The sequence below is a fragment of the Propionigenium maris DSM 9537 genome, from assembly GCF_027925155.1.
GTDB lineage: Bacteria > Fusobacteriota > Fusobacteriia > Fusobacteriales > Fusobacteriaceae > Propionigenium > Propionigenium maris.
Genome location: NZ_BSDY01000037.1, coordinates 1 through 24263 on the forward strand (window position 1 = coordinate 1; position 24263 = coordinate 24263).

Sequence of the window (24263 nt, forward strand, 5' to 3'; positions counted from 1 at the left end):
ATGACTGGTTCTGTAATCAGCCCTAACGATGCATACATGATGATCAGAGGTATGAAGACTCTAGAGGTTAGAATGCAGAGACACTGTGAGAATGCAATGAAGGTTGCTCAGTTCCTTGACGGTCACGAGGCAGTGGAGGTAGTACACTACCCTGGACTGGAAGCTCATCCAGGACATGAGATTGCAAAAGAGCAGATGAACGGCTTTGGTGGAATCATGGCCTTTGAAGTTAAGGGTGGAATAGAGGCAGGAAAGACTCTATTAAACAGCTTAGAGCTTTGTACATTAGCAGTAAGCCTTGGAGACACTGAGACACTTATTCAGCACCCAGCATCTATGACTCACTCTCCATACACTAGAGAGGAGAGACTGGCTGCAGGAATAGCTGACGGACTTGTTAGAATCTCAGTGGGGCTAGAGAACGCAGAGGATATCATAGAGGATCTTAAAGAGGGATTAGCTAAGATTAATTATTAGGAGGAAACTATGCAGTATAACTTCAATGAAAAGATAGACAGAAGAAACAACCATTCAGCTAAGTGGTCGGAGATGGACAGAAACTTTATCTCAAATGATCTCTGGCCAATGTGGATAGCAGATATGGACTTAAAAACTGCTCCAGAAGTTACAAAAGCTATAGAGAGGAAAGCTTCAGAGGGAATCTTTGGTTATGTTTATAGGCCAGATGGTTATTATAGGAGTGCTAAGGAATGGTGTAAAGACAGATTTTCTTGGGATATAGATGTGGAAAACCTCATTCATACTCCAGGAGTAGTACCAGGGATATCTCTTATGATAAGGCTTTTTACTAAGCCTGGAGACAAGGTAATGATACAGACACCTGTATACTACCCATTTTCAAATGTGGTAAAGAAAAATGGAAGAAAGCTTGTTACAAGCTCTCTACTCAGAGATAAGGATGGACACTACACGATGGATTTTGAGGACTTTGAAAAAAAGGCTAAGGATCCAGAGGTTAAATTTTTTATATTGTGTAATCCGCATAATCCAGTAGGAAGATCTTGGAAGAGAGAGGAGCTTGCCAAGATTGGTAAAATATGTCTGGAAAATAATGTAAGAATAATCTCAGATGAGATATGGAGAGATCTTGTGATGCCAGGACACACACATACACCAATGGCATCTATTTCAAAGGAGATAGAGGATATTACAATAACTTGTTTTTCAGCAGCTAAGACATTTAACTTAGCAGGGCTTCAGGCAGCATTCCTACATTTCCCAAGGTTAGAAGAGAGGGAAGTTTTAGATACAGAGCTTGGAATTTTAGATATAAAAAGAAATAACCCGTATGCAATAGTTGCGGCTGAAGCAGCATTTACACAGTGCCACTCATGGGTGGATCAGCTAGTAGAGCATATCAACGGGAATATGGATTATCTAGTTGAGTATGTGTCTAAAAATCTGCCTAGAGTAAGGGTGCAAAAGCCAGAAGCAACATATCTTGTATGGCTTGATTTTAAAGATTACGGCCTCGGTAAGGAAAAATTGTCAAAACTTATGCAGGAAAAGGGGAAGATTGCATTAGATGACGGATTCTGGTTTGGGGTTGAAGGTGAAGGCTTTGAGAGAATAAACGTAGCTTGTCCTAGACAGATGCTTGAAGAGGGAATGAGAAGGATAAGTAAAGCAGTAGAAAGTTTATAGTATTTAAGGGGGGAGAGAGATGTCACAAAAAATAACAAAAGCTACAGTTATTGAGTCTTATAAACCTATGATAAGACTTCTTATTGGAATAATTATTGGTTGTGTTCTTGGTTTGGTATTAAAGGAAAAAGCTAAAGTTTTAAAGCCACTTGGACAGATATTTCTGAATCTAATGTTCACAGCAGTTGTACCACTAGTATTTTTTAGTCTTTCCAGTTCTATAGCTAAGATGTCAAATATGAAAAGGCTTGGGAAGATTTTAAAAAATACCGTCGGCATATTTTTTATTACAGGAATTATTGCTTCGATAATAATAATAATTATAGTAACTATATTCCCTCCAGCTAAAGGGGTAGTTATTGAGTTTGGAGAATATACAAGGCCAGAGCAAACTAATCTATTGGAGCAATTTGTAAAGGCAATAACAGTGGGAGACTTTAACTTAATTCTTTCAAAGAGTGCGATGCTGCCACTTATTATATTTGCAATGACATTTGGTTACTGCGTGAGCTCTGTGACTAAGAGTAGAGGGCTAACTGTTAATCCTCTGGTGGAAACTTTAGATATTTGCAGTGAAGCATTTATGAAAATGATAAATATTATAATGCTATATGCACCTATTGGTCTTGGTGCTTACTTTGCAGCTCTTATTGGAGAGTATGGATCGGAATTACTGGGAGCATATACCAGGGCAGTATTGATGTTCTTCCCAATCTGTATTGTCTACTTCCTAACCTGTTTTACCCTTTATGCCTGGTATGCTGGTGGGACAAAGGGTATAGTGGTATTCTACAAGAACATATTTCCTGTAGCTATAACATCTCTGGCTACTCAGAGTTCAGTTGCTACTCTGCCAACTAACTTTGAAAGTGCTAAAAAGATGGGAGTACCTGAGGATATAAGTAGTATTGTTCTTCCACTGGGAGCAACTATACACATGGACGGAACTGCATTAACTACTCTTATGAAGATCGCATTTTTATTTGGAATCTTTGATATGAACTTTAGTGGAGTGAGTGTTTGGCTTACAGCTATTGCAATATCAGCCATGAGTGGAGTTGTAATGAGTGGTATTCCAGGTGGAGGAATGATGGGATCACTTATTATTGTAGGATTCTATGGATTTAATCCAGAGGTTATTCCTATTATCGTAACAATAGGTCTATTGACAGATGCCATTGCTACTATGATCAATGCAACAGGAGATGCTGTAGCCTCTATGATGATTGCAAAAAGAGTTGAGGGGAAAAACTGGATGGAGAACACTCTTGATGAAGTTGAAGAAGTAGAGGTTAAGACCTTATAGGTAAGTTATAGTAATAGTTTATAAAAAAATATAATTTTTAATGTTTAAGGCACTCTTAGGAGTGTCTTTTTTTGTCTAAACTATTTATGATTCAAAATTAAAGTAAATCCTTCATAAGGAAATAATTACAAAACACTACTGTGGTTCAGGTGTTCGTTTAATGATAATTTAGCTGTACCATCATACATCTAATCTGGAAGCACGTACATCCTGTTGTTGATATAATATCTTTGGAGGATAGATATGAAGACATTTTTTAATATTTCCAGAGAAGAAAATAAGATAGTTGAAGGGATCATCGGGAGGATGAGCCTAAAGGATAAGATAGGACAGCTTCTATTTCTAAAACAGGATGAAGAGGAGTTCTCCTTTACACCGGGAGGAGTTATGTTTCGTCCCCAGCCTGAGGAGAAGCTCAGAGGAAGGATAAGGGACAACAACAATAAGATGGGGATAAAACCCTTTATATCAGCAAACCTGGAGAGTGGCCCTAGGGGAATGATCTCAGACAGCATTGAGGGAGTAACACCTCTGCAGGTGGCTGCAACAGGTGACCCTCTAAATGCCTATAGGCTGGGTGAGATCTCAGGAGGTGTTGCCAGAGGGGCTGGAGCCAATATGGCCTTTTCCCCTATAGTGGATATAAATATAAATATAGACAATCCCATGGTGGCTACAAGGGGATTTGGTTCAGAGGCAGATGAAATCATTGAATATGGAAAAAGCGAGTTTGAGGGGTTCCTTAAAAATGAAGTTATACCTGTGGTGAAGCATTTTCCAGGGGACGGAGTTTCCTCTACAGACCAACACCTGCTAACTGCTGTAAATGACTTAGAACCTGAGGAGTGGAGAACTACCTATGGAAGGATATACAGGGAGCTCATAGCATCAGGAGCTGAGGTTATTATGGTAGGACATATTTCCCTGCCAAGGTATGTCTCAGAGTTTGACAGCAGCAAGGCTAATTATCCTGCCTCCCTTTCAGAGGTAGTTATAAAAAAACTTCTCAAGGAGGAGCTGGGATATGAGGGACTAATTATTACAGATTCAACCCATATGGCTGGTTATACGAGTTTTCACTCCAGGAGGGAGGCAATAATTACCTCTCTGAATGCAGGGGTGGATATGATCCTCTTCTCCAGAGATCCTAATGAGGACTTTAAGTATATAGAGGAGGCATACAGGAGTGGAGAGATCTCTATAGAGAGTATCGATGAGAAGGTGAGAAGGATAATCAGTTTAAAGGTTAAGCACAATATTTTAGACAGAGAAGAGGCCGCTTCTTCTAATAGAAGGGAGCTGGCAGAGGAGGGAAGGAAGACCTTTACCAAGATAACAGATGCCTCTATAACTCTTTTCAAGGATGAGCAGAAGCTTCTCCCCCTTAAACTTGAAGGAAAGAAGGTGCTGGTCATCCCCATAACGAGGACTAAGAATATCAGGGATAGTGAAGTTGAGTACTTTAGTGAGCTGCTGAAGAAGGAGGGAGCCAAGGTAACTGTAAAAAACTACAGGGATGAGGACTCAGACGAGGGGGAGGACCTGAAGATGTCTGTAGAGGAGTTTGTTAACCGGTATGATCTGGTGATCTACCTGGTAAATGTAAAGGTCCTCTCCAACAGAACCTCCCTAAGGATGGAGTATAACGCCTTTAACGGAGTGGATGCTCCCTGGTTTGTAAATGAGGTGGACACCATGCTTATCTCCCTTTCCAGCCCATTTCACGACAGGGATGCCCCTATGATTAAGACAGTTATAAACGGATATAACGATACAGAGGTAACTATGGATAAGATAGTAGAGAAGTTAAGGGGGAGAAGCCCATTTAAAGGGAAGGATCCTTTTAGGAAAAGGAGGCAGGATGTATAAAGATCTAATAATATATGAGGTGTTTCCAGGATGCTTCTCTGAAAGGGTAGAGGGGAAGTTGATAGATATTACTGAGAGGCTTCCCTACCTGGCTCAGCTGGGAGTAAATGCTCTCTGGATAACTCCTATCTTTAAATCTCCTCAAAAGGACAGTGGATATGATGTATCTAATTATTATGAAGTTGATCCCCTTCATGGGAATGAGGAAATACTGGTAAAGCTCATAGAGAAGGCACATAAGCTGGGAATAAAGATACTCCTAGATTTTGTACCAAACCATACCAGCAATCTCCACGAGTGGTTTATAAGATCGGAGGAGGGTGACCCAAGGTATAAAGACTTCTATATATGGAGAAAGCCCAGAGATGGAGGGGAGCCTAACAACTGGATCAGTAAGAAGAATACGGGATCTGTATGGGAGTACTCTGAGAAGAGGAGTGAGTACTACCTCCACCTCTACTCCAAGGAGCAGCCGGACCTAAACTGGGAAAATGAGGAGGTAAGGTCGGAGATATATAGAGCCATGGAGAAGTGGCTGGATATGGGAGTGGATGGCTTCAGGCTGGATGTAATCAATAAGATAGCTAAAACCAACCTGGACCGAGATACAGAGGACGCCACCATCTACTACCAGAATATGCCGGAAACCTTTAAGTATATAGAGGAGATGAGAGATAATCTCTCCCAAAAGTATGAGAGAGAGATTATCCTCATGGGGCAGGCAGAGGGAAGCGATCTGGAGCTTGGAAAGAAATATCAGAGAAGTCTGGATCTGGTTCTGGAGTTTTCCACCAACCATATGGGTAGGGGAAAGGAGTACAGAAGTTTTCAAACCGAATTTTTCCAAATCATGAAAAGGTTTCTGGAATGGCAGAGGGACAGGGAGTACTGGCCCACAATATTCTGGGGGTCCCACGACCTTCCAAGGGTGGCCTCCAGGTATGACTTTGATGGTGATCCTGGAAATACAGCCAAGGTATTTGGAGTATTCACGTTGGTTTCAAGGGGAACCCCCATCATCTACAATGGTGATGAGCAGGGAACCCTGAACTGTAACTTTGATACCATAGAGGAGTACACGGATGTCCGTTCCCAGAATATATATAGGCTGAGAACAGAGTCCGAGGACAGGGACAGGGTCTTTAGCGATATTAAAAGGTGGGCCCGGGACAATGCAAGACAACCTATAGATCTTAAAAGGAACCTTGAGGTACTTGATTTTTATAGAAGGTGCATTGAGATAAGAAGGGAGTACCAAAAGGTAATAGAGGATGGAGGTCTCACCTATGAGATCACAGAAGATCTCATAACCTACAGGATAGTTAATGGAAGTGAGTATATAGAGGTAACCTTTAATAACTCGGATAAGGTTATAAAGAGGGATGCCCATAGGATATTGTTAAGAAGTAAAGCAGGGATGAAGAATGAGATACAGTCCCATGAAGTGATAGTAGAGGGGAACTTATGAAGATATTTTATATAGATTTAGACGGAACATTATTAAAGAAACCAGATTATAACTTTACATCTACCGATGTAAAAGCTCTAAAAAAAGCCCAGGAAAGGGGAGCGAAGTTTGGAATAGCCAGCGGCCGTTCCCATGTGGAGATCGATTACCTAGAGAGGGAGCACGGATTGACTTCCAACCTTACAATAGGCCTTAACGGCATGGTTGTAAAGAAGGATCAGGATCTAATTATAAGTAAACTTGATCAAGAGGTATTGGATGTACTATTGAAACACAATATAGAGTTTGAGGCACAGGATGGGGGCAACAGGGTGTTTTCATCCCAGGAGGAGCATGATTTCATCCCTAAGGTCCTGGGAACCAATATGTTTGTTACAAGAGAGCTGGAGAAATTTGATATAAAAAAAATAGTAATCAGACAGCTCTTCAATGAGAGGCCTCTAGATGAAATCAAAGGAATTATAGAGGGGGCCTGCTCAGCAAGATACAACTACTTCTGTATCGACAATAAAACCATTGAGATTGTGAGGAAGGATGTATCCAAGGGGAATGCAATAAAGGAGCACTTCAGCGATAGTGAGGTTATCGCCATTGGAGACAGCCACAATGACAGGGAGATGATCCTCCTAGCCGATCAGGGATATATTATGAGGAATGCTCTTCCAGAGCTTCGTGAGGAGCTAAAGGGTAGGGGAGCCATTGAGATAGGGGATGTCTTTGAAGCAGTAGAGGTAGAGATAGCTGATATAAAGGGAGTCCTCTTCGATCTAGACGGGGTAATAGCAGATACAGCTAAGTATCACTACCTTGCCTGGAGGGAAGTTGCCAAGAGGTATGATATAGAACTATGTGAGGGATTTAATGAAAACCTAAAGGGAGTAAGCCGTAGGGAATCCCTAGAAAAGATACTTGGTATAAAGAACATAGTACTTCCAGAGGAGGAGTTTAAAAGTGTACTCAAGGAAAAAAATGAGCTGTATATAAATTACCTTGAGGAGCTCGGAGAGGATTCCATTCTTCCAGGGATTAAGGAGTTTTTAATTGATCTGAAGAGGTCCAATAAAAGGGTAGCAGTGGCTTCAGCCAGTAAAAATGCTCCATATATACTGGAAAAGTTGGAGCTTTTAAAGTATATCGACTACATTGCAGATCCTGGAAGTATAGAAAGGGGAAAGCCGGAACCAGATATCTTTCTAGATGCAGCAAGGGGTATAGGACTGAAGACGGATGAGGTTGTGGGAATAGAGGATAGTCAGGCTGGAGTAGATGCACTCTACAGAGCCAATATGTTATCTATAGGTATTGGTGACCTGAGAAACTCCCTCTACAACCTGGAATCAACTGGGGAACTGCTGGATAAAAAGACAAGAAGATTAATATTTAAAGGATAATAAAAGGAGAATAAGATGAAGAAGTTGATAATAAGTAAGTTGGAAAAATTCGGGCGTGCTTTTCTAATTCCAGTTTCAATCCTTCCATTTGCAGGGATAATTCTGGGGATTGGTAACGGGTTTACATCTGATGGTATAGTCAATGCACTGCCGCTACTACAGGTGCCTCTAATTAGTTTTATCTTTGGTATATTCAAGGTTGTGGGAAGAGCAGTCTTCAGCAACCTGCCCTTTATCTTTGCAGTGGGACTGGCTGTTGGACTGAGTAAGAAGGAGAAGGGGACAGCGGCACTCTCGGCAACCTTAGGATACTTTGTTTTCCTCTATACTATGAACTATGTGCTGGGGGCTAGGGGACTCCTAGTAGATGGTAACCTGGAAGCTGCTGGACAAAAAATGGTGCTGGGAGTTCAGGTATATGATGTCAATGTATTTGGAGGTATAATAATCTCTATACTGGCATACTATGCAACAAAGCACTTTATGGGTATTAAACTATCTCCAGCTTTTGCATTCTTTGAGGGTCCTAGATTTGTTCCCCTGGTTGTAATGATGTACAGTATCGTTGCCGGAGCTGGAGCAGCTGTTATCTGGCCTGGTATAGCCGGGCTCATTACCAAGGTTTCAATCTTCCTGACTTCCCTGGGAGCATTTGGATCATTCTTCTATGGAATGCTTGAGAGACTCCTTATCCCATTTGGTCTCCACCATGCCTTGAACTCTATGATGAAGTTTACTGAGCTTGGAGGAACTGCCACTGTGGGAGGGACTACCTACTATGGATTTGTAAATATATTTGCAGGAACTCTTTCTACAGCTGGAGAGGTCTTCACAAGGGAGATGACCCAGTTCTATGCAGGGCAGTTTATAGTTAAGATCTTCGGGCTGACAGGGGCGGCATTTGCCATGTATAAAACCTCATATCTACAGCACCGTAAGAAGACAGCTTCAGTCTTAATTGCAGCATCTATAGCATCGGTATTAACAGGAATCACTGAACCGCTGGAGTTTACCTTCCTATTTATAGCGCCAACACTATACCTGATCCATGCATTCCTAGCAGGTACAGCCTTCTTTGTAATGTATATTACAGGTACAGTTGCCTTTGGTATTCAGGGAGCAGGACTTATAAACTTTATTCTGTATAACGTATTAAACAGTGGCAGGGTAAGCTGGATGGGGACTCTGTGGATCGGACCTCTATACTTTATCCTTTACTACTTTATATTTAAGTTTATGATATTAAAGTATGATTATAAGACTCCAGGAAGATCCGAGGAGATGACAGGGCTGGCTTCTAAAAAGGAAGCTCGTGAGAAGTATGGAATAAAAACTCAAAGCTCCTCTATGACACCAAACAAGGGAGCAATTAAAAGTGAAAGAGCAGCAAGGCTCATAGAGGTTCACGGAGGAAAGGATAATATCGTAGATGTGGATGCCTGTATAACAAGACTGCGTATAGATGTAAAGGATAAGACAATAGTTAAGAAGGAGGTAATTACCTCTGAGCTTGGAGCAATGGGAGTTACGGAATCTGGAATGCAGATACAGTCCATCTATGGAGGAGAAGCCAAGGACTATAAGGTATTGATCAGGGAAGAACTTGACATGGAAATTTAAGTTTGTTAGGATGGGTGTACTATGAATGTATTAGAGAATATAAGTAAAAAGGATTTTTCAGAGCAGGACTGGTTGATTTTTAATTATATTTCAGAAAATGATATTACATCATTGACATCCTATGATCTGGCTGCAGAGTGTTTCTGCTCAACAGCTACCATTAACAGGTTTTGTAAGAAGATAGGTGTAAGCGGGTTTGGAGAGCTAAAGGTACTTTTGAAGCTGGAGCAGAAATATATCAAGGGCTACAATGAGAATAAGCTGGATGCCAGAACCATCTCTGAGCTGAAGGAGTTCTGTCAGGAGATAAGGAGCAAGAAACCCATATATATCTTTGGAAGGGGAGCCAGCTCAGTGAGCGGGCAGTATCTGTTCAGACAGCTTCTGAAGCTGGGGTACCATACCTCCTTTATTATGGATATAGAGCTGTTCTATGAGTTGAGAGATTACAACTTGATAATTATATCCAACTCAGGGGAGAACAGGTTTGCCCTGAAGGTTGTGGATATTGTAAGGGAAAGGGATGTAAATATTATGTCTATTACCTATAAGGGGTCTAGTATAAACAGGGCTTCTAAATTTTCCCTGACACACACCAATGAACAAAACTTTAAAAATTTAATTGAGAGGGAGCAGCAGTTACACCTGATCCTTCTGATCAACCACCTGATCAATGCACTGATCGACTAATGATATTTTTAAGATGAGTATAGAAAACCTCCAGATGATATGGTATTAACCACATCATCTGGAGGTTTTTATATTATTTTCATTTTAGAATGGATAAGAAATTCAAGGATTACTGTGCTTAGTGAAGTAAAAGAGTATTAAGGATTCCATTAAATAATTAATTTTCAAGAAAGCTTTACTTAATAAATTTTGAGGGGGGTCTAATTGGAGAAGCTTCAGAGTTAAAAGGTTCAAATTAATATAAATGATGCAATAAGTTAGGAGGCAGAATGAAAATAATTATTATATATATTTTTATCACGCTAGCAACATTTAGTAATTCAATAGATCCGCTAACAATATTGATGGACTTCCCAGATTACAGGTATATGGATCTAGAAAAGAAGGAAAGGGAATTAACTAACAATAGGCGGGGAGTAGAATTTACAAAGGAGCTCTATGCAGAGATGTTTTTTTCTGAGGACACCTATACAGCATTTAATGGTGAAAAGTTTATGTCCGCAAATAAGTTTTTTCGACTGGAATCTGGGGGAAGCTTTAGTTTAAAGGGAAGTACAAAGGATATCTATGGGTGGTTTACAGCGGAGTACCCTATGGAGTATTACGGTAAAAACACGAGAGAAAAGGGAGACAGGGTAGGAGCTGCTAATTTGGTAAGAGAAGCAATAGACAAGCTAGTAGAACTACAAGTTGATTTTTCAAAGTATGACACTAATGGTGACGGACTAATAGAAGATATAGTTATTATCTTTGCTGGTAGGGGGGAACAGTTCAAAAACGCTATGGGGAGTAACTCCATATGGCCCCATGTAAATAGTTTTTCCGATATTTCAAGGGGACCCTTTGCTTATTTTAGAGATCATAATGGTAAAAAGTGGATGATAAATAGATTTGCAATGCTTCCACAAGACCTTCCATTAGATCTATATATTCATGAAATGGGCCACATTTTAGGAATTTCAGATCTATACGGCTCTAACTCTACTATTGGGTATTGGTCCAGTATGAGTGAAATTTATTCTGGGGACATAATCGGAAGTAAGATCAACTCTTATGGAGCATATCACAGGAATAATTTACAAAATATATATAATCAAAAGAATATTCAGACTTTTTGGGCGCAGACCAAGGAATATAACTTTGATTATCTTAACAGGGGGGGAGTTGTTGTTTCACTATATAACAGTAACTTAAAAAAAGCTGATAATGTGATAAAAATAAACCTTCCAAATAAAAAATTAAATGTATCCCATAATAACAATAAGATGTATTATGCCAATAACTATCTGAACAGAGGGAGTAGCTTTACTTTTACGACCTTTTTGCCAGAAGATTCCGATAATAAATTAAACTTAGAAGCATGGTTCAATTCATATATAGACAGGGAAAACGCAAGGATATATATAAGACCAGAAAATAGTGAGACCTGGAGGAAGCTAACTAATTTAAATGCAAAAAAAACTAACAATAATGATGGGGCAAGAAGATGGCTTTCCTCTGAGTTTGATTTAAATAAGTATAGTGGTCAGACTGTAGAGATAAAAGGTATTCTTCTTCCTTCATTAAAGGAGTGGCGGAAGGGGGTATATATATCTGATCTGAGAATTACCTCTAACGGGGAGAGGATATTTGACTTAGAGATAGATAGAAATAAGATAATATTTGATGGTTTTGTTGAAAGTGATGGAAAAGAAGGCTTGGAAAGATATTATTTGATAGAGTATAGAAAGCCCCAGGACGGCATTGTTGATGAAGGACTTTTAAGAACCAGAAAGAATATTCCTTATCCTAGCGGCCTTGTTATTTGGTATATTAATGAGGATTATAAAGACTCAGAAGCATTGGTAAGTATAATTGAAACAAATAATGTAAAAACTTATGAAGTTGTCAGGGGTGAGTTAGAGCCCATTAATGACTTGAAGTATGAGGTTGCAAGCAGGATACTTTCAAGTAAACCCAAACCGGAAGTTGCTGTTCAAGAGGGAAAGAAGTTTTTTTATAGAGAGCCAATACCCGGTGCTAACTTTTTTGAGATGATGGATGGAATATCTCTTGAGATTTTAGAGGAGAGTGATGAGGTAATTAAGATAAAGGTAACCAGAAATGAAAGTTAAATGTATTAAGCTATTGAAAGGCTTTAATTAAACCTGAGAAGTCTTAGTGTATGGAGTAGGGACAGGGTTCTTTAATTTAGAAAAATAAACTGGTGTAGAGGAAAGGTGGAAAGAAAATAGAATATATCTCCTAAGTAATAGGGTTTTAGGGGGAGATACTATGAAAATCAGAGATCAAGTATATTTAATAAGTTTTGTTTCATCAATTATTCCGCTGGTCCTGCTGGCTCTGCTGACATTCTTTACCCTTGAGTATGAGCTCAGGAGGTCGGAGGAGGAGAAGCTGGACCTTGTCTTCACAAGAGGAGAGATGTATCTGGACGATATATTTACCAACCTTGATTCAAGACTTGAGATGTTGTCGGATATCTATCTGGATCACGACGCTGAAGAGGTGCAAGAGTATATGGATATATTTTCCCAAAGGAGTGACGGGGTGGAATACTTTGCCTTTGGAAGTTCCGACGGAGGAATGTATGTGGGGGATGGATCACCAGACACCTTTCCAGAGGAGTATGATCCCAGGACAAGACCCTGGTATGAGGGAGCGGTAAAAACAGATGGTTATTTCCTGTCGGAGGTGTTTGTTCATGCAGTGACGGAAGCTCCTGCACTTACTATATCTAAGAGGGTGGAGTCAGGTGGAAGAGTGGAAGGAGTGATGGCTGCTCTTATAAATATAGGGGATATAGAGAGGGCACTAATAAAAAATAAAAGGGGAAAGTTAACTGATTTTTTTGTAATAAATGGCCGTGGGGATCTGGTAATCAATACAGGGGACTCCCGTGAAAATTTTGAGAAGTATAAGGAGGAGTTTATAGGACTGATGGAAGAAGAGGATCTGATCATAGAGTATAGGGGGCAGAACAGGCTCTATCACTCCCACGCAGTTCCCGGTGTGAACCTCACTATAATAGGAGGGATCCTAGAGAGTGAGCTCATGGCACCAGTAGCAAGACTACAGAAGATTATGCTGTTTATAGTTCTTCTAACAATCTCAATCTCAGCTATTCTTACATTAGTGTTTGGAAGAAGGTTTGCCAACTCCCTCTCAAGGCTTTCCCATATAATCGACAATATTGCCAGGGGGAACTATAGTAAAAATATTGTGAAGCTGACGGACTTTATAGATGTGAACAGTGAACTCTATCTGGTTAAAGAGGGAATAAAGAGGATGCAGGAGGAGATAAGGAACAGGGAAGCCAGACTGAAGATGATCTCTGAAACGGATCCCCTTACAAAGATATTTAACAGGGGAGCTGTAATGGATATGATAGAGATGGAGCTCCAGAGGTCCAACACCTTTGGAACCGAGTTTTCCCTTATTATGTTTGATCTGGATCACTTTAAAAATTTAAATGACACCTATGGCCACCAGTTTGGAGATGAGGTACTTCAGGAGGTGACTAAAACCGCTTCTGAAACTCTTAAGAAGGCAGATGTAATAGGAAGATATGGAGGGGAGGAGTTCCTTATCCTTCTTCCAGATACGGAGTTAGAGGGTGGAAGAGCTACAGCTGAAAGGGTAAGGTCTAAGATAATGAACCTTCAGTGGAGAAATGAGATTCAGGTCACTGCTAGTTTTGGAGTGACCCACTGCTGTGGAGGAGGGGAGGAACTGAGCGATCTACTTACCTCAGTGGATAGTCTTCTTTACAGGGCAAAGAAGAAGGGAAGAAACCGGGTGGAGATTAAGAAAAAGGTATAGAGGGAAGGGAGCCTGCTGGCTCCCTTTTTTAGGTCTGGAAACACTTAGAGAATAAGATACAATAAAAGTAGGTAAAGGATGGGATAGATCATATAAATTTCTATTACTCTTATAATTTAGGGGTAGGCTACAAAAAATGTAGAGGGGGAGACAAAGTAGGAAATTGTGGAAGACCTGCCTTAGATAAGGAATAGAGTGTTCTATAAAAAAATCGAGAGGTGCCCCGTGTTCGCAGTAGAAAAAAGTTTAAATTTTCAAATTTGAAACACTTGTTTTAGTTTAAAAACCGAAGTATAATTCAGTAACTTAAGGGTGTGAGGTGATCCTATGACTGAAAGAGTATTATTGATTCCTGCAATGGTAGTAGTAGTACAAATGGTTTCAGTGTTCTTCTCCAAGAGGCACAGAAGTAAGAAGGAGGCCAGAAGTGAGCTTATGATGGCGGCATTTCTGGGTATAATAATAGGAATAGTGATCTATGGTATCTCACTAAGATTAGGGTAAAAAACAAGAGACCTCAAAGGTCTCTTGTTTTTTTATTTAAATATTTGTTTATATATTTTAAAGGTTTCTTTACTCCCATTAAGCAGGTGAGTAATTGAAGGCAGTTTCTATCTTTTTAAGGGATGTATTCATCATTAGAAGGCTTACTACCAGGCAGGATAGTTCTGCCAGAGGAACAGCCATCCAGATTCCCTTTTCTCCCACTAGATGTGGAAGAACAGTGAGGAAGATAGCTACAAAGATCAGAGATCTCAGAAGGGCGATTCCAGCAGACTCCAGGGGTTTTTCCACAGCTGTGTGGAAGGAGCTGGAGATAATGTTTATAAAGGAGATAAGGTAAGCGAAGATAAAGTATCCTGCAGCCTCAAGAGCCAGATTGGTCAGCTCTAGGTCTCCCTTTGTAAAGAGCTGGATGAGGGACTTACTGTAAAACTTCATAAGGATAAATGAAGCTAAACCGATGATTCCCCCTGTGGTGAGGGAGATCTTGAGGACATCGTAGATCCTATCCACTCTTCTTGCTCCCAGATTATATGAAACAATTGGCTGGAGGGCCTGAGCTAAGCCATATAGAGAGATATTTACTATATTGTTAACGTAGAAAACAATTGTCAGGGCTGATACTCCCATCTCTCCTATATATTCCATGATAATTCTGTTGAATAAAAATGTAGCCACAGCTGTAGAGACCACTGTAAGCATCTCTGAACTTCCATTGTAGAGGATATTATTTAGAAGCTTCAGGTCCCCTACGGGCCTATAGAGTTGTATTCCAGACCTTTCTCTAAAGAAAAGTCCTATTAGGGCCAGACTTCCAAGAAGGTTAGCTATTCCTGTGGCATAGGCTGCACCAGAGATCCCCCATCCCAGTATTCCGATGAAGATATAGTCAAGGAGAATATTTGTGAGGCAGCATACCATTCCACTGAGGAAGACTGCATTTGGTCTTCCTCCTATCCTAGCAAAGGTCTCGGTATATATAGGTGCACAGTAAAAGATTATCAGAGTTACCATGGGAGCAAGGTATGCTTTTACCATGGGAAATAGTGTGGTATCTGCTCCTAAAAATACGATGAGCTCATCTATAAATATAAGGCTCAGGATAGTTATACTACCAAGGATAGCTACCAAGGATAGGAGAGTAAAGGCAGCCCCCTCTCCGGCCTTTCTTTTATCCTTCCTTCCCAGGTAGATAGCTGAGATCACCCCTCCACCAGCAGTTATCATCATTCCTACACTCATAAGAATATTCACGTAGGGCATGGAGATATTGATTGCAGCAAGGCCTCTGGGGCCAACGTAGTTCCCTACAAAAATTCCATCTATCATTGTCTGCATAGAGACGATGAGAAGTCCCACGATACTGGGGACTGCAAATTTAAAAAAAGTTTTTTTTATAGATTCATTATTCATATTCTTTCGACCTCCTAGTTATGGACACATTATAAAGTGTATAGTATACTATACAGTCAAGAAAAATTTTGGAGGAGATATGAAAAAAAAGTATAAGATTACCGAGGTGGCGAAAATATTTGATATTTCAAGGCAGACCCTTATCTACTACGATAAGATAGGCCTCTTTAAACCTAAGTATATAGATGAAGAAAACTCCTACAGATACTATGTGGAGGAGCAGTTTTTTCAGCTAAGATTTATAATGGTATTGAAGAGGGCTGGGTTTTCCCTAAGTGAGATAAAAGATTACACTAAAACCAGGTCTCCAGAGGAGAGTCTGGAATATTTAGAGGAGAAGGAGAGGAGTGTAACTGAGAAGATAATAGCTCTAGAGGCATCAAGGGATATGATCAGAGCTAAGATAAGTGAGGCAAGAAACATCACCCTGGAGGAGGGTGGAAAAATGGAATTTATAGAGCTCCAGGGGAAGAGGGCTTTTATGGTGGATCTAGGGGAAACCTTTAGTTTTGAAGAGTATGACAGGGCCTTCCACTATCTGGACGACATGATGAAGAGGTTGGGGGTAGATGAGAATGAGTATGTGGAGGAGATAACCAAGGATTGTGTGGAGGAGAAGGACTATATGGGGATAAAAAACCTGGGGTTCTTTATTCCAGATAACTTCGAAAAAATAGAGGGAGAGAGGAGAATAGGGGGAGGCACCTATGCTACTTTTCTACACAGGGATCTATGGATGAATATAGGGGAGAGTTATGAGAAGATGGTGGATTTCTTAGAGGGAGAGGGATATGAGATGGTGGGGGATCCTATAGAAGTTTTCAAGAGTGTAAGTGTTCACCTGGGAAAGGGTGAGGTGACAAGGGTAAGAATATATATTCCAGTAAAAAAAACTGAATGAGAAATCATTCAGCTTTTTTATTTGCTAAGGAAAGTATAAAATTCATAAAAAGTTCCTTGAAATAACCAGTATGCTTTTTGATTATTAGGATGCAACGTCATGTTACTTTTTATTGTTAAGGAAAATATAAAATTATAGATTATTCATAGGATAAAAATTCATTGCATAAGATTAGAAGGGGTAACGTCACGCTCCTTTTTAGTTATTTTCAAAGATGTAGTTAAACTCCTTGTGAACCCTCTTAAAGGCCTCTACTACCTGGGGATCGAAGTGTTTCCCCTCCTCGCTGAGGATTATCTCCACTGTTTTTTCATGGGAGAAGGCTCTCTTATACACCCGCTCCTGTCTCAAGGCATCATATACATCAGCCAGTGCCACTATCCTTGCCTCTATTGGAATCTCATCACCAGAAAGTCCCAATGGATACCCCTTACCATTCCACCTCTCATGATGGAACCTTATTAGGTTTGAGGCCACGGGGCTAACATCTACTCTTCCTATAAGCTTATATCCAATGTCTGAGTGCCTCTTCATGGTATCAAACTCCTCCTGGGTTAATTTCCCGGGCTTCTTCAGGATGGAATCTGGAATACCTATCTTTCCTATATCGTGAAGGGAGGCGTAGAGGCCGATATCCTCTATAAACTTCTTTGAGAGCTTGAGCTCCCTCCTTAATTCAAGGGCCAGAAGCTCCGAGTAGTGGTTTATCCTCTTAACGTGGGTTCCTGTATCCTCATCCTTATAGCTGTTGGCACTTTCAAGGGTGCCTACCAGACCGATAGTAAGTCCCCTGAGCCTTCCATAGACGTTCTTTATCCTCTTAAGGTGAAGGTAGAGGAGGATAAATCCGGCAAATGCCACAAGTGTTATGGAGAGGGATAGCTTATAGTCCTCTGCAAGGTGAACCTCTTGCTTTAGGAGCCTCTTCTTTCTGTCTATAAACTCATAGGAGAGCTTCTTTTCAAAGGAGCTTATGATCAGGTGAAGAATTTCATCCTTGGAAGAGATTCCAAACTTAAAGGCCACTCTTTCAGGAAGGACACCTGCTACCTTTAGATTTTTTGTTCCGATTTTTTTCATGAGGTAGTCTGCCCACCTAAGGTCACTTATAAAAAGATCTGCTTCTCCCCTGCTTACTCCCTCTATAGCTTTTTCCTGGGTGGGAAAAAATTTAATGTTTTTTTCCTTGACTCCCAGGGTTTTATAGTAGTTGATCAGAACAGGAGTTTTAACTGCTGCCAGGGAGTAGTTTCCAAGAGAAGTAGGATCAGGTATAAAGGGCTCCTCTTTTCTGTTAAAGATATAGAATAGACCCTCATAGTAGGGTTCAGTAGTTAGAAAACCTTGGTTGTTTAGCTCCCTTCCCCCGACCTCAACAATGAGGGGATTGATGTTGAAGCCATCAGGGGAGGTTCCCCTGCCAAAGTTTATCTTAACACCCAGCATCTTCTCTATATCCTTGAAGTAATAGCTGAGAAATCCGGCTTCCTCCCCGTTCTCATCTGTATAGAAGAGGGGATAGAGGTCCCTGTCTATTGGCAGATAGACATCCAGAGAAGTAGTCTTCTCCAGATACTCCCTCACCATCCTTGAAAGCTTAAGGCCGTCGTTGAGATAGAGGAGCATCTCATCATAGAGGAAGTCCTTGTTCACATCCAGCTCATGGAAGATCTTATCCATAATCCTCAGGAAGGGCTTGTATTCCTTCTTAACTCCAATTTGGTAGTTTGTTCTCAGGGAGGTGGAGAGATAATTTATTTTAACCTCACTCTTGGGATTGTTGGTGATATAGTTAAGGGTTTCAGGAAGATTTTCAATGTAGATATCAGCTTCTCCCTTCAAGAGAGTCTTGGCTGCCTCCTCCACAGAATCTTTCAGAATAATCGTCATTTTGCTCCCATACCTTATGTGTGCCTTGTTTAATATGGAATTCCCCCTTACAATGACCACTCTCTTACCAGAGAGGCTCGTCTGCGAGTCTATAACAGGGGACTCCTCTCTAGTTAGAAGAACCCCATTTAGCTCTATAGGGGTGTCACGGTAGTAATAGGTGTCCTCATTTTTTTTGTAGTCCTTTAATCCAAATATAATATCTGGAACTCCTGCCTGGGTGATATCCTTAAGTTTTTTCTCATCTACTTCCACTGTTTTAATTGTAAGTCCAGTTCTTTCCTCCAATATTTTTATAAGGGAGGGAAAGATGCCTCCACTGCCATCCTTAGTACTATAGTTTAGGATTCCATTGTTCTTGGTGAGATATATCTCTATGGGGCTTCCTCTTCTTGCCTCTATCCAATATCTTTCTGCAGAGGAGAAGGTAGGCTGAATCTCCTGAGAGAAGATAGATTCAAAGAGAAGAAGGAAGATAAAAAGGTAAAGTTTCATAGTTGCTCCCTTGTAAAAATAATTTTGCATATAATTATAAGTAGTTTTAGCAGAAAAATCAATTTATTTGGACAATTTAATATCTGAGAGATGGATGGAAGATTTAATGGAGTTTCGATCTTAAAAAAGATCGAACTCTTACTTTTATTTAAATTAAAAAGGAACGATTATTTAGTCCTAGGATATATGATATCCCATAGGACAATAGGCTTATTGTTAAAGTTGACAAAAATATTATTGAAACTTTATAGGATATTAGATAAGATATAATGTACAGAAAAAAATTATTGACGAAAGTTAGGTGGTAGAGATGAAAAAGGGATTTACTTTGATAGAGTTAATGGTAGTTATAGGAGTGATAGGGCTTCTGGCCAGCATAGTGCTTCCAAGGTTCGGGGATTCTACAGATGCCGCTAGGGCAGCTCAGGTACACGGTAACCTTCATAATATACAGGAGGCTATAGATATGTTTAATGTAGGTGAGGGTTACTATCCTAAGTATGGTAACGATATAGGTGCAGGAGAGGACGGGAATACCTTCAGTGAAACCTTTGAAAAATACTACTCCAAGGGGAGGATGCCTGAGACCCCAGCAGGGGGAACCGATGTGAGCAAGAACAAAATCGAAAGGGAGAAAGTTTATAAATGGGGAAATGACCAGCTCAAGGGAGGCTGGCTCTACGATGAGGAGAGAGGAAGGTTGTATGCCAGGCTTGTGAGAAATGCTTATGGTCAGGGAAATATATGGATATCCGATGAGGAGCTCAAGGAGGGAGTAGAGGCCGAGAGGAACTTTAAGAATATCTCCCTTAAAGAGAATCACATGTGGTTTACAGAGAACTTCCTAGATGAGTTTACCTTTGAGACTTCCTTTAAGATAAACGGTGGAGGAAGGATGGAGATCTTCCTGGATGTAGATTCAGGGGGTGCCCTAACGGAAAGTGGTGTTCCGGCAGTTAACCCTACGGGATATATGTTAAGAATTCACCCTATTAGAGGGGAGATGTATCTCTTAAAGGTAAATGAATATGCAAATGTAGGAGATGGTAAGGGGAAATCTCCTAATACTGATGGTGGAAAGGAAGAAATTATAGAAAAGGTTGATTTAAAGAAGTTGAAACCTCCTATTCCAAACAGTGTATGGCAAAAAAATGAAGTCCCTATAAGTGTTGATGTTAAAAATACAGGAAATGAAAGCAAGAGTCTTTCTATGAGTATAGGTGGACAAAAGATTCAATTTACAAACGGGGACACTGTAAAATATCCTTCTACCAGTCAAAAGACAACAGTGGGAGTTGGAACCTCTAAGGGAAGAGCTATGGAGGTAGCTGAGGTCACCATAAAAAATAAGTAACATTAAGTCAGTAATGTTTGCTTTTGGAAAAAACACATGTAATATCAATAAGTTTTGTGTACGAAAATGTTGATTTATTTCATGACCTGTGTTAGGATTGTGGATGATGCTAGATGTAGAGGAGGAAGACTTTGAAGACTTTAAATAACATCTTTGAGAAGAACAAGAAATGGGCAAGTGAGATAAGGGATAATTCCCCTGAGTTTTTCAGTCAGCTGGCTGAGCAGCAGACACCAGATTACCTGTGGATAGGGTGTTCCGATAGTAGAGTACCTGCAAATCAGTTAATGGACCTTCCCCCAGGTGAGGTATTTGTCCATAGAAATATAGCCAATATAGTAGTACATACAGATCTAAACTGTCTATCTGTAATCCAGTATGCAGTAGAGGTCCTAAAGGTAAAGCATATAATCATATGTGGTCACTACGGATGTGGTGGTGTAAAGGCAGCAATGGAGGATGAGCAGCACGGTCTTATAGACAACTGGCTTCGTCACATTAAGGATGTAAGTCGTTTTAATGCCCACAAGCTAGAGGGCCTTACAGAAGAGGAAAAGTTTGATAGGTTGTGTGAATTAAATGTTATCGAGCAGGTTAAAAATGTTTCCAATACAACGATAGTTCAAAATGCATGGAATGAAGGGAAGGACCTTTCAATCCATGGGGTAGTCTATAATCTTAAGGATGGTATCCTAAAGGATATGGACACTACAGTGTTTTCCATGGAAGGTTTAGACAAGTTAACTAACAATAAATAAATTTACTTAGATAAAAAGGGACAGCTGAGCTGTCCCTTTTTTAAAATGTATAGTGGATACCAATAATGTGTTGGTTGGAGTTGGCCGAGTTTGTATCGGAGTTTTTAACCTCTGTAAAGTTATCATTTATCTTGTAGGAGTAGCTCACACCGAAGTTCTTTATCTGAAGCTTCAGCTGGTTAAACCACTGAAGGGAGTGATCTGTACCGATGCTGTTTCCGCTCCAGTCGGTCTTCTTCTCAGATTCCTTTGCAGCAAAGACATAGTCTACCCATCCGTTGAAGTAAAGGCTCCAACCATTTTCAAAGGTATAGATCCTTCTACCATAAGCAACATTGAAGAGGTAACCATCCCACTTTCCCTCTATATTGCTGTTATATGCATCCTTATGATATCTGGCAAGGAGGTTCATCCTGATATAGTCAAACCCCTCTATATGAAAGTTATTACCTATACCCATCTGATGCCTCTTTAATCCCCCTCCATAGGAGCTGTCATCGAAATCATACTGGTAGGAAAGAAACCACTCGCTAAATCTCCAGAAGGACAGATCCCTTCCAAGAAGTCCGTCTAATGACAGCCTTGGATTTATCTCTCCATAGAGGTTTGGATCCTTACCATGCATATCACTGGATCCTGAATCAAACACATCAAAGAAATCTACGAACCAGTACATATCCAGAAGATAGTATCTGTGGAATCCCTCTATCTCCAGATATCTGTCATCGATACTGTCTCCATAGGCTTCAGCAGCATTATTCCCCTGAAAGAGACTCATACTGACGAAGTTATAGTTCCATGGCTCATAGGCACCATAGGAGTTAATCCCCAGAATTAAAATTAAAATACCTAACAACTTTTTCATTTTACTTCACCCTTTATCTATTATTCTGCCCTCTCTCAGATGTATTTTGTTTAATAAAGAGAACACGGTTAATATTGTAACCAAATAACAGGTTTTTTACAACAATAAATAATAGAATGTAGTAAATGCAACAGAATTTATAACATGGATGGGATATAATTATCTCAGATAAGAAGCAGATTGATAGTTTAGTTATTTAGTTATTTAGATATTAGGAGGGATTTTAATATGAAGAGCATAGCTGAAAAGTTAAAGAGTTCAACATCTCTTATGATAACCTATGGAGTTTTGAGTATTGTTTCCATAGTTGCAGGAATATTTTGGAATATAACAAAGTATGGATTTCAATAGAAATGGAGAGGCCGATGCCTCTCCATTTGTTTTTATATAAAAAAGGTATAGGATCTATAAAAAAGGTAAAGTAATTGGTTTTCCAAACGATGATTAGGGTGCAACCTTACCTTGCTTTTATAGTGAGCTGAATATGTTCCTTCCTATAATCCATGTGGATAACCGGAGACAGGGACAGGGTCTCTGGTTCCGGGAAGTGAACCCTTCCACCCTTGGCTTCCTGGTAGACAAAGTAGCTGGGATGGGGATACCTGATATAGTTATCCCATCCTATGAGACCGGCATCCTCTAGCTCAGCCTCTACAATCCCATGGAGCCCCAGAGTACCGTTGATCTCCTTTACTTTAAATGGGCCCTCTCCCTTCTCTATAAGGTTATAATTTCTCTCCAGAAAGTTTCTGTTTATGCTCCCCTTGGTACACGAGTTGATATAGATATCCCCATCATAGGATCTCACCCTTTCCAGGAAATCCTCCCTTCCCCCTCTGAGCCAGTTTCCCACAAAGGCTTTATCCCTGTAGAGGGAGGTCTTTTCTCCCAGGGAACACTGGTACTGCACCGCGTTTACCAGAAGAACCAGAAAGACCTGCCCCTCCTCTAGCCTTTCCCCAAAGAAGGAGTTTATCCTCTCTTCATAGACAGGTTTTACAAACTCCTGTGTGGCCGGGTTGTTGAGAGGTCTTGCATGGTGCCTTCCTGAAGGGAAGAGAGGGATATCGATCTTGAACTCCCACTTGTGTGGACTCTCTATTATCCAGATGATAACCCCGTCGTAGGGCTTTCCCTTAGTAAACTCTCTGTATTCAGTGGCTGGAACAAAGAGCTCATTAAAATCCTTTCTATATCTAAAGTGAATCTTGCTATCCCTCTTATACACTATTCCGATAAACTCATCTATAGCTTTCCTCTTCCTGCTTCTAACTATGAGCTCCTCTAAATTCATACTCTATTCCCTGTATCCTTGAATAAGGTAGGGATTTTCCCTCTTTTCCCTTCCAAGTATAGTCAGGGGACCGTGGCCGGGGTAGATCTTGATCTCATCGGGATAGGTTTTGATCTTGGCTATACTCTCAGCCATGAGCTCCCTGTTGCTGTACAGGCTACTTACTATCCCTACAGCTTTCCTAAAGAGGAAATCCCCCGTGAACATAGTCTGAGTCTCTTTAAAGTAGTAGATTACCGAGCAGTAGGTGTGCCCGGGAACCTCTATGAGATCAAAGTTAAAGCCTGCGATACTATGACTCCCCTCATCTAAGAAGGTAACCTCCACATCAAACTTTGTTTCCAGTCCATACTTTTCCATGGTGTAACCAAACTCCTTCTTATCCACATAATTAGGCCTTCTGCTTCCCATATACACGGGGACCTTGTATCTCTTCACAAATTCATCCACCCCCAAGAGGTGGTCCCAGTGGGAGTGGGTGAGAAGGATTCCCTCTACCACAAATCCCTTCTCCTGGATGAAGGCATCTATCCTCTCAAAGTCTGTAAGATCTACAACGAGACACCTCCCATCCTTTTCAACTATGAAGTTGTTATTTTTTATCTCTCCGCACATGATTCTGTGTATGTTCATCTTTAACTTCAACTCCTTAAATACTCTTGAATAATAAAGTTTTTTAGATTTTACCATATTTTTTCACCCTATTTAACTATTTCCGGGGGACACTTTATGTAATTTTAATAGGCTGTTGCAAAAGTATTGTATAATTTTCAATATTGCAATGGCCTTTTCTATTGTAAATAATAATATCTTTAAACTAACATTAAAAACCTTCCTGCTTAGCCCTCTAACTCTATGATTATCAATAGAGTAGTTTTCTTTTAAATTTCCAAACAACCTTTCTATTTCCCAACGCTTAGCATATCTTTTTCTACCTTCTTTTGAAAGCAGATAAGTA

Annotated in this window: 21 protein-coding genes; 15 read left to right on the forward strand and 6 right to left on the reverse strand. The window is 40.3% G+C overall.

The genetic code is table 11. The features are described 5' to 3' along the window. From QMG11_RS18745 to QMG11_RS18795, 11 genes are all read left to right on the forward strand, one after another. Positions 1–477 (forward strand): PLP-dependent transferase (locus tag QMG11_RS18745; RefSeq protein WP_281837835.1); only part of this gene is annotated, 477 nt, incomplete at its 5' end. 9 nt (positions 478–486) lie between these two features. Further along, on the forward strand, positions 487–1665 hold the full coding sequence (locus QMG11_RS18750) for a MalY/PatB family protein (protein ID WP_281837836.1): 1179 nt from the start codon (positions 487–489) through the stop codon (positions 1663–1665). A gap of 19 nt (positions 1666–1684) precedes the next feature. Then, positions 1685–2971, forward strand: coding sequence for a dicarboxylate/amino acid:cation symporter (locus tag QMG11_RS18755; RefSeq protein ID WP_281837837.1), 1287 nt, complete (start codon positions 1685–1687; stop codon positions 2969–2971). 243 nt (positions 2972–3214) lie between these two features. Next, positions 3215–4840, forward strand: coding sequence for a glycoside hydrolase family 3 protein (locus QMG11_RS18760; RefSeq protein WP_281837838.1), 1626 nt, complete (start codon positions 3215–3217; stop codon positions 4838–4840). Continuing rightward, a complete protein-coding gene (locus QMG11_RS18765) occupies positions 4833–6308 on the forward strand; it encodes an alpha-amylase family glycosyl hydrolase (protein ID WP_281837839.1) in 1476 nt (491 codons plus the stop codon). Before QMG11_RS18760 ends, QMG11_RS18765 begins: the two co-directional genes overlap by 8 nt. Then, positions 6305–7699, forward strand: coding sequence for a beta-phosphoglucomutase (gene pgmB / locus QMG11_RS18770; protein WP_281837840.1), 1395 nt, complete (start codon positions 6305–6307; stop codon positions 7697–7699). The genes QMG11_RS18765 and pgmB overlap by 4 nt, the downstream gene beginning before the upstream one ends. 15 nt (positions 7700–7714) lie before the next feature. Continuing rightward, positions 7715–9319: a PTS transporter subunit EIIC gene (locus tag QMG11_RS18775; protein WP_281837841.1), complete on the forward strand. Its 1605-nt coding sequence runs from the start codon at positions 7715–7717 to the stop codon at positions 9317–9319. A gap of 21 nt (positions 9320–9340) precedes the next feature. Next, positions 9341–10009 (forward strand): MurR/RpiR family transcriptional regulator, encoded by a 669-nt coding sequence (locus QMG11_RS18780; RefSeq protein ID WP_281837842.1) that lies wholly within the window; start codon positions 9341–9343, stop codon positions 10007–10009. Positions 10010–10278: 269 nt separating this feature from the next. Further along, the gene (locus QMG11_RS18785) at positions 10279–12123 is read left to right on the forward strand and encodes a M6 family metalloprotease domain-containing protein (protein ID WP_281837843.1); all 1845 of its coding nucleotides are present in this window, start codon (positions 10279–10281) and stop codon (positions 12121–12123) included. Positions 12124–12283: 160 nt separating this feature from the next. After that, the gene (locus tag QMG11_RS18790; protein ID WP_281837844.1) at positions 12284–13831 is read left to right on the forward strand and encodes a sensor domain-containing diguanylate cyclase; all 1548 of its coding nucleotides are present in this window, start codon (positions 12284–12286) and stop codon (positions 13829–13831) included. A 327-nt stretch (positions 13832–14158) separates the two neighbouring features. Further along, positions 14159–14335 carry a hypothetical protein gene (locus QMG11_RS18795; RefSeq protein ID WP_281837845.1) on the forward strand — a complete coding sequence of 59 codons (177 nt, stop codon included), beginning with the start codon at positions 14159–14161 and terminating at the stop codon, positions 14333–14335. Positions 14336–14413: 78 nt separating this feature from the next. On the opposite strand, the gene QMG11_RS18800 is transcribed toward QMG11_RS18795, so the two are convergent. Continuing rightward, a complete protein-coding gene (locus QMG11_RS18800; protein ID WP_281837846.1) occupies positions 14414–15748 on the reverse strand; it encodes an MATE family efflux transporter in 1335 nt (444 codons plus the stop codon). Between the two features lie 79 nt (positions 15749–15827). Between QMG11_RS18800 and QMG11_RS18805 the strand changes: the two genes are divergently transcribed. Further along, the gene (locus QMG11_RS18805) at positions 15828–16649 is read left to right on the forward strand and encodes a MerR family transcriptional regulator (protein WP_281837847.1); all 822 of its coding nucleotides are present in this window, start codon (positions 15828–15830) and stop codon (positions 16647–16649) included. Between the two features lie 198 nt (positions 16650–16847). Here the strand turns inward: QMG11_RS18805 and QMG11_RS18810 are convergent, their stop codons facing one another. Continuing rightward, the gene (locus QMG11_RS18810; RefSeq protein WP_281837848.1) at positions 16848–19034 is read right to left on the reverse strand and encodes an HD domain-containing phosphohydrolase; all 2187 of its coding nucleotides are present in this window, start codon (positions 19032–19034) and stop codon (positions 16848–16850) included. A 310-nt stretch (positions 19035–19344) separates the two neighbouring features. Here QMG11_RS18810 and QMG11_RS18815 point away from each other — a divergent pair, with 310 nt between their 5' ends. Both QMG11_RS18815 and can read left to right on the forward strand, forming a co-directional pair. Continuing rightward, on the forward strand, positions 19345–20388 hold the full coding sequence (locus QMG11_RS18815) for a type II secretion system protein (RefSeq protein WP_281837849.1): 1044 nt from the start codon (positions 19345–19347) through the stop codon (positions 20386–20388). Between the two features lie 131 nt (positions 20389–20519). Beyond that, entirely contained in the window at positions 20520–21146 is a 627-nt protein-coding gene (can, locus tag QMG11_RS18820; protein WP_281837850.1) for a carbonate dehydratase, read from the forward strand. Between the two features lie 40 nt (positions 21147–21186). On the opposite strand, the gene QMG11_RS18825 is transcribed toward can, so the two are convergent. Next, positions 21187–22011 (reverse strand): outer membrane protein OmpK, encoded by an 825-nt coding sequence (locus QMG11_RS18825; protein ID WP_281837851.1) that lies wholly within the window; start codon positions 22009–22011, stop codon positions 21187–21189. Positions 22012–22239: 228 nt separating this feature from the next. Between QMG11_RS18825 and QMG11_RS18830 the strand changes: the two genes are divergently transcribed. Further along, complete coding sequence (locus QMG11_RS18830; RefSeq protein WP_281837852.1) at positions 22240–22362, forward strand: hypothetical protein; 123 nt, start codon at positions 22240–22242, stop codon at positions 22360–22362. Positions 22363–22468: 106 nt separating this feature from the next. Here QMG11_RS18830 and QMG11_RS18835 read toward each other — a convergent pair whose 3' ends face one another. The 3 genes from QMG11_RS18835 to QMG11_RS18845 form a co-directional block, all read right to left on the reverse strand. Continuing rightward, positions 22469–23305, reverse strand: a complete 837-nt coding sequence (locus QMG11_RS18835) for a hypothetical protein (protein ID WP_281837853.1) — start codon at positions 23303–23305, stop codon at positions 22469–22471. A gap of 3 nt (positions 23306–23308) precedes the next feature. Then, on the reverse strand, positions 23309–23938 hold the full coding sequence (locus QMG11_RS18840; RefSeq protein WP_281837854.1) for an MBL fold metallo-hydrolase: 630 nt from the start codon (positions 23936–23938) through the stop codon (positions 23309–23311). A gap of 72 nt (positions 23939–24010) precedes the next feature. Then, positions 24011–24263: transposase (locus tag QMG11_RS18845; protein WP_281837855.1), on the reverse strand; the 253-nt coding region annotated here is incomplete at its 5' end.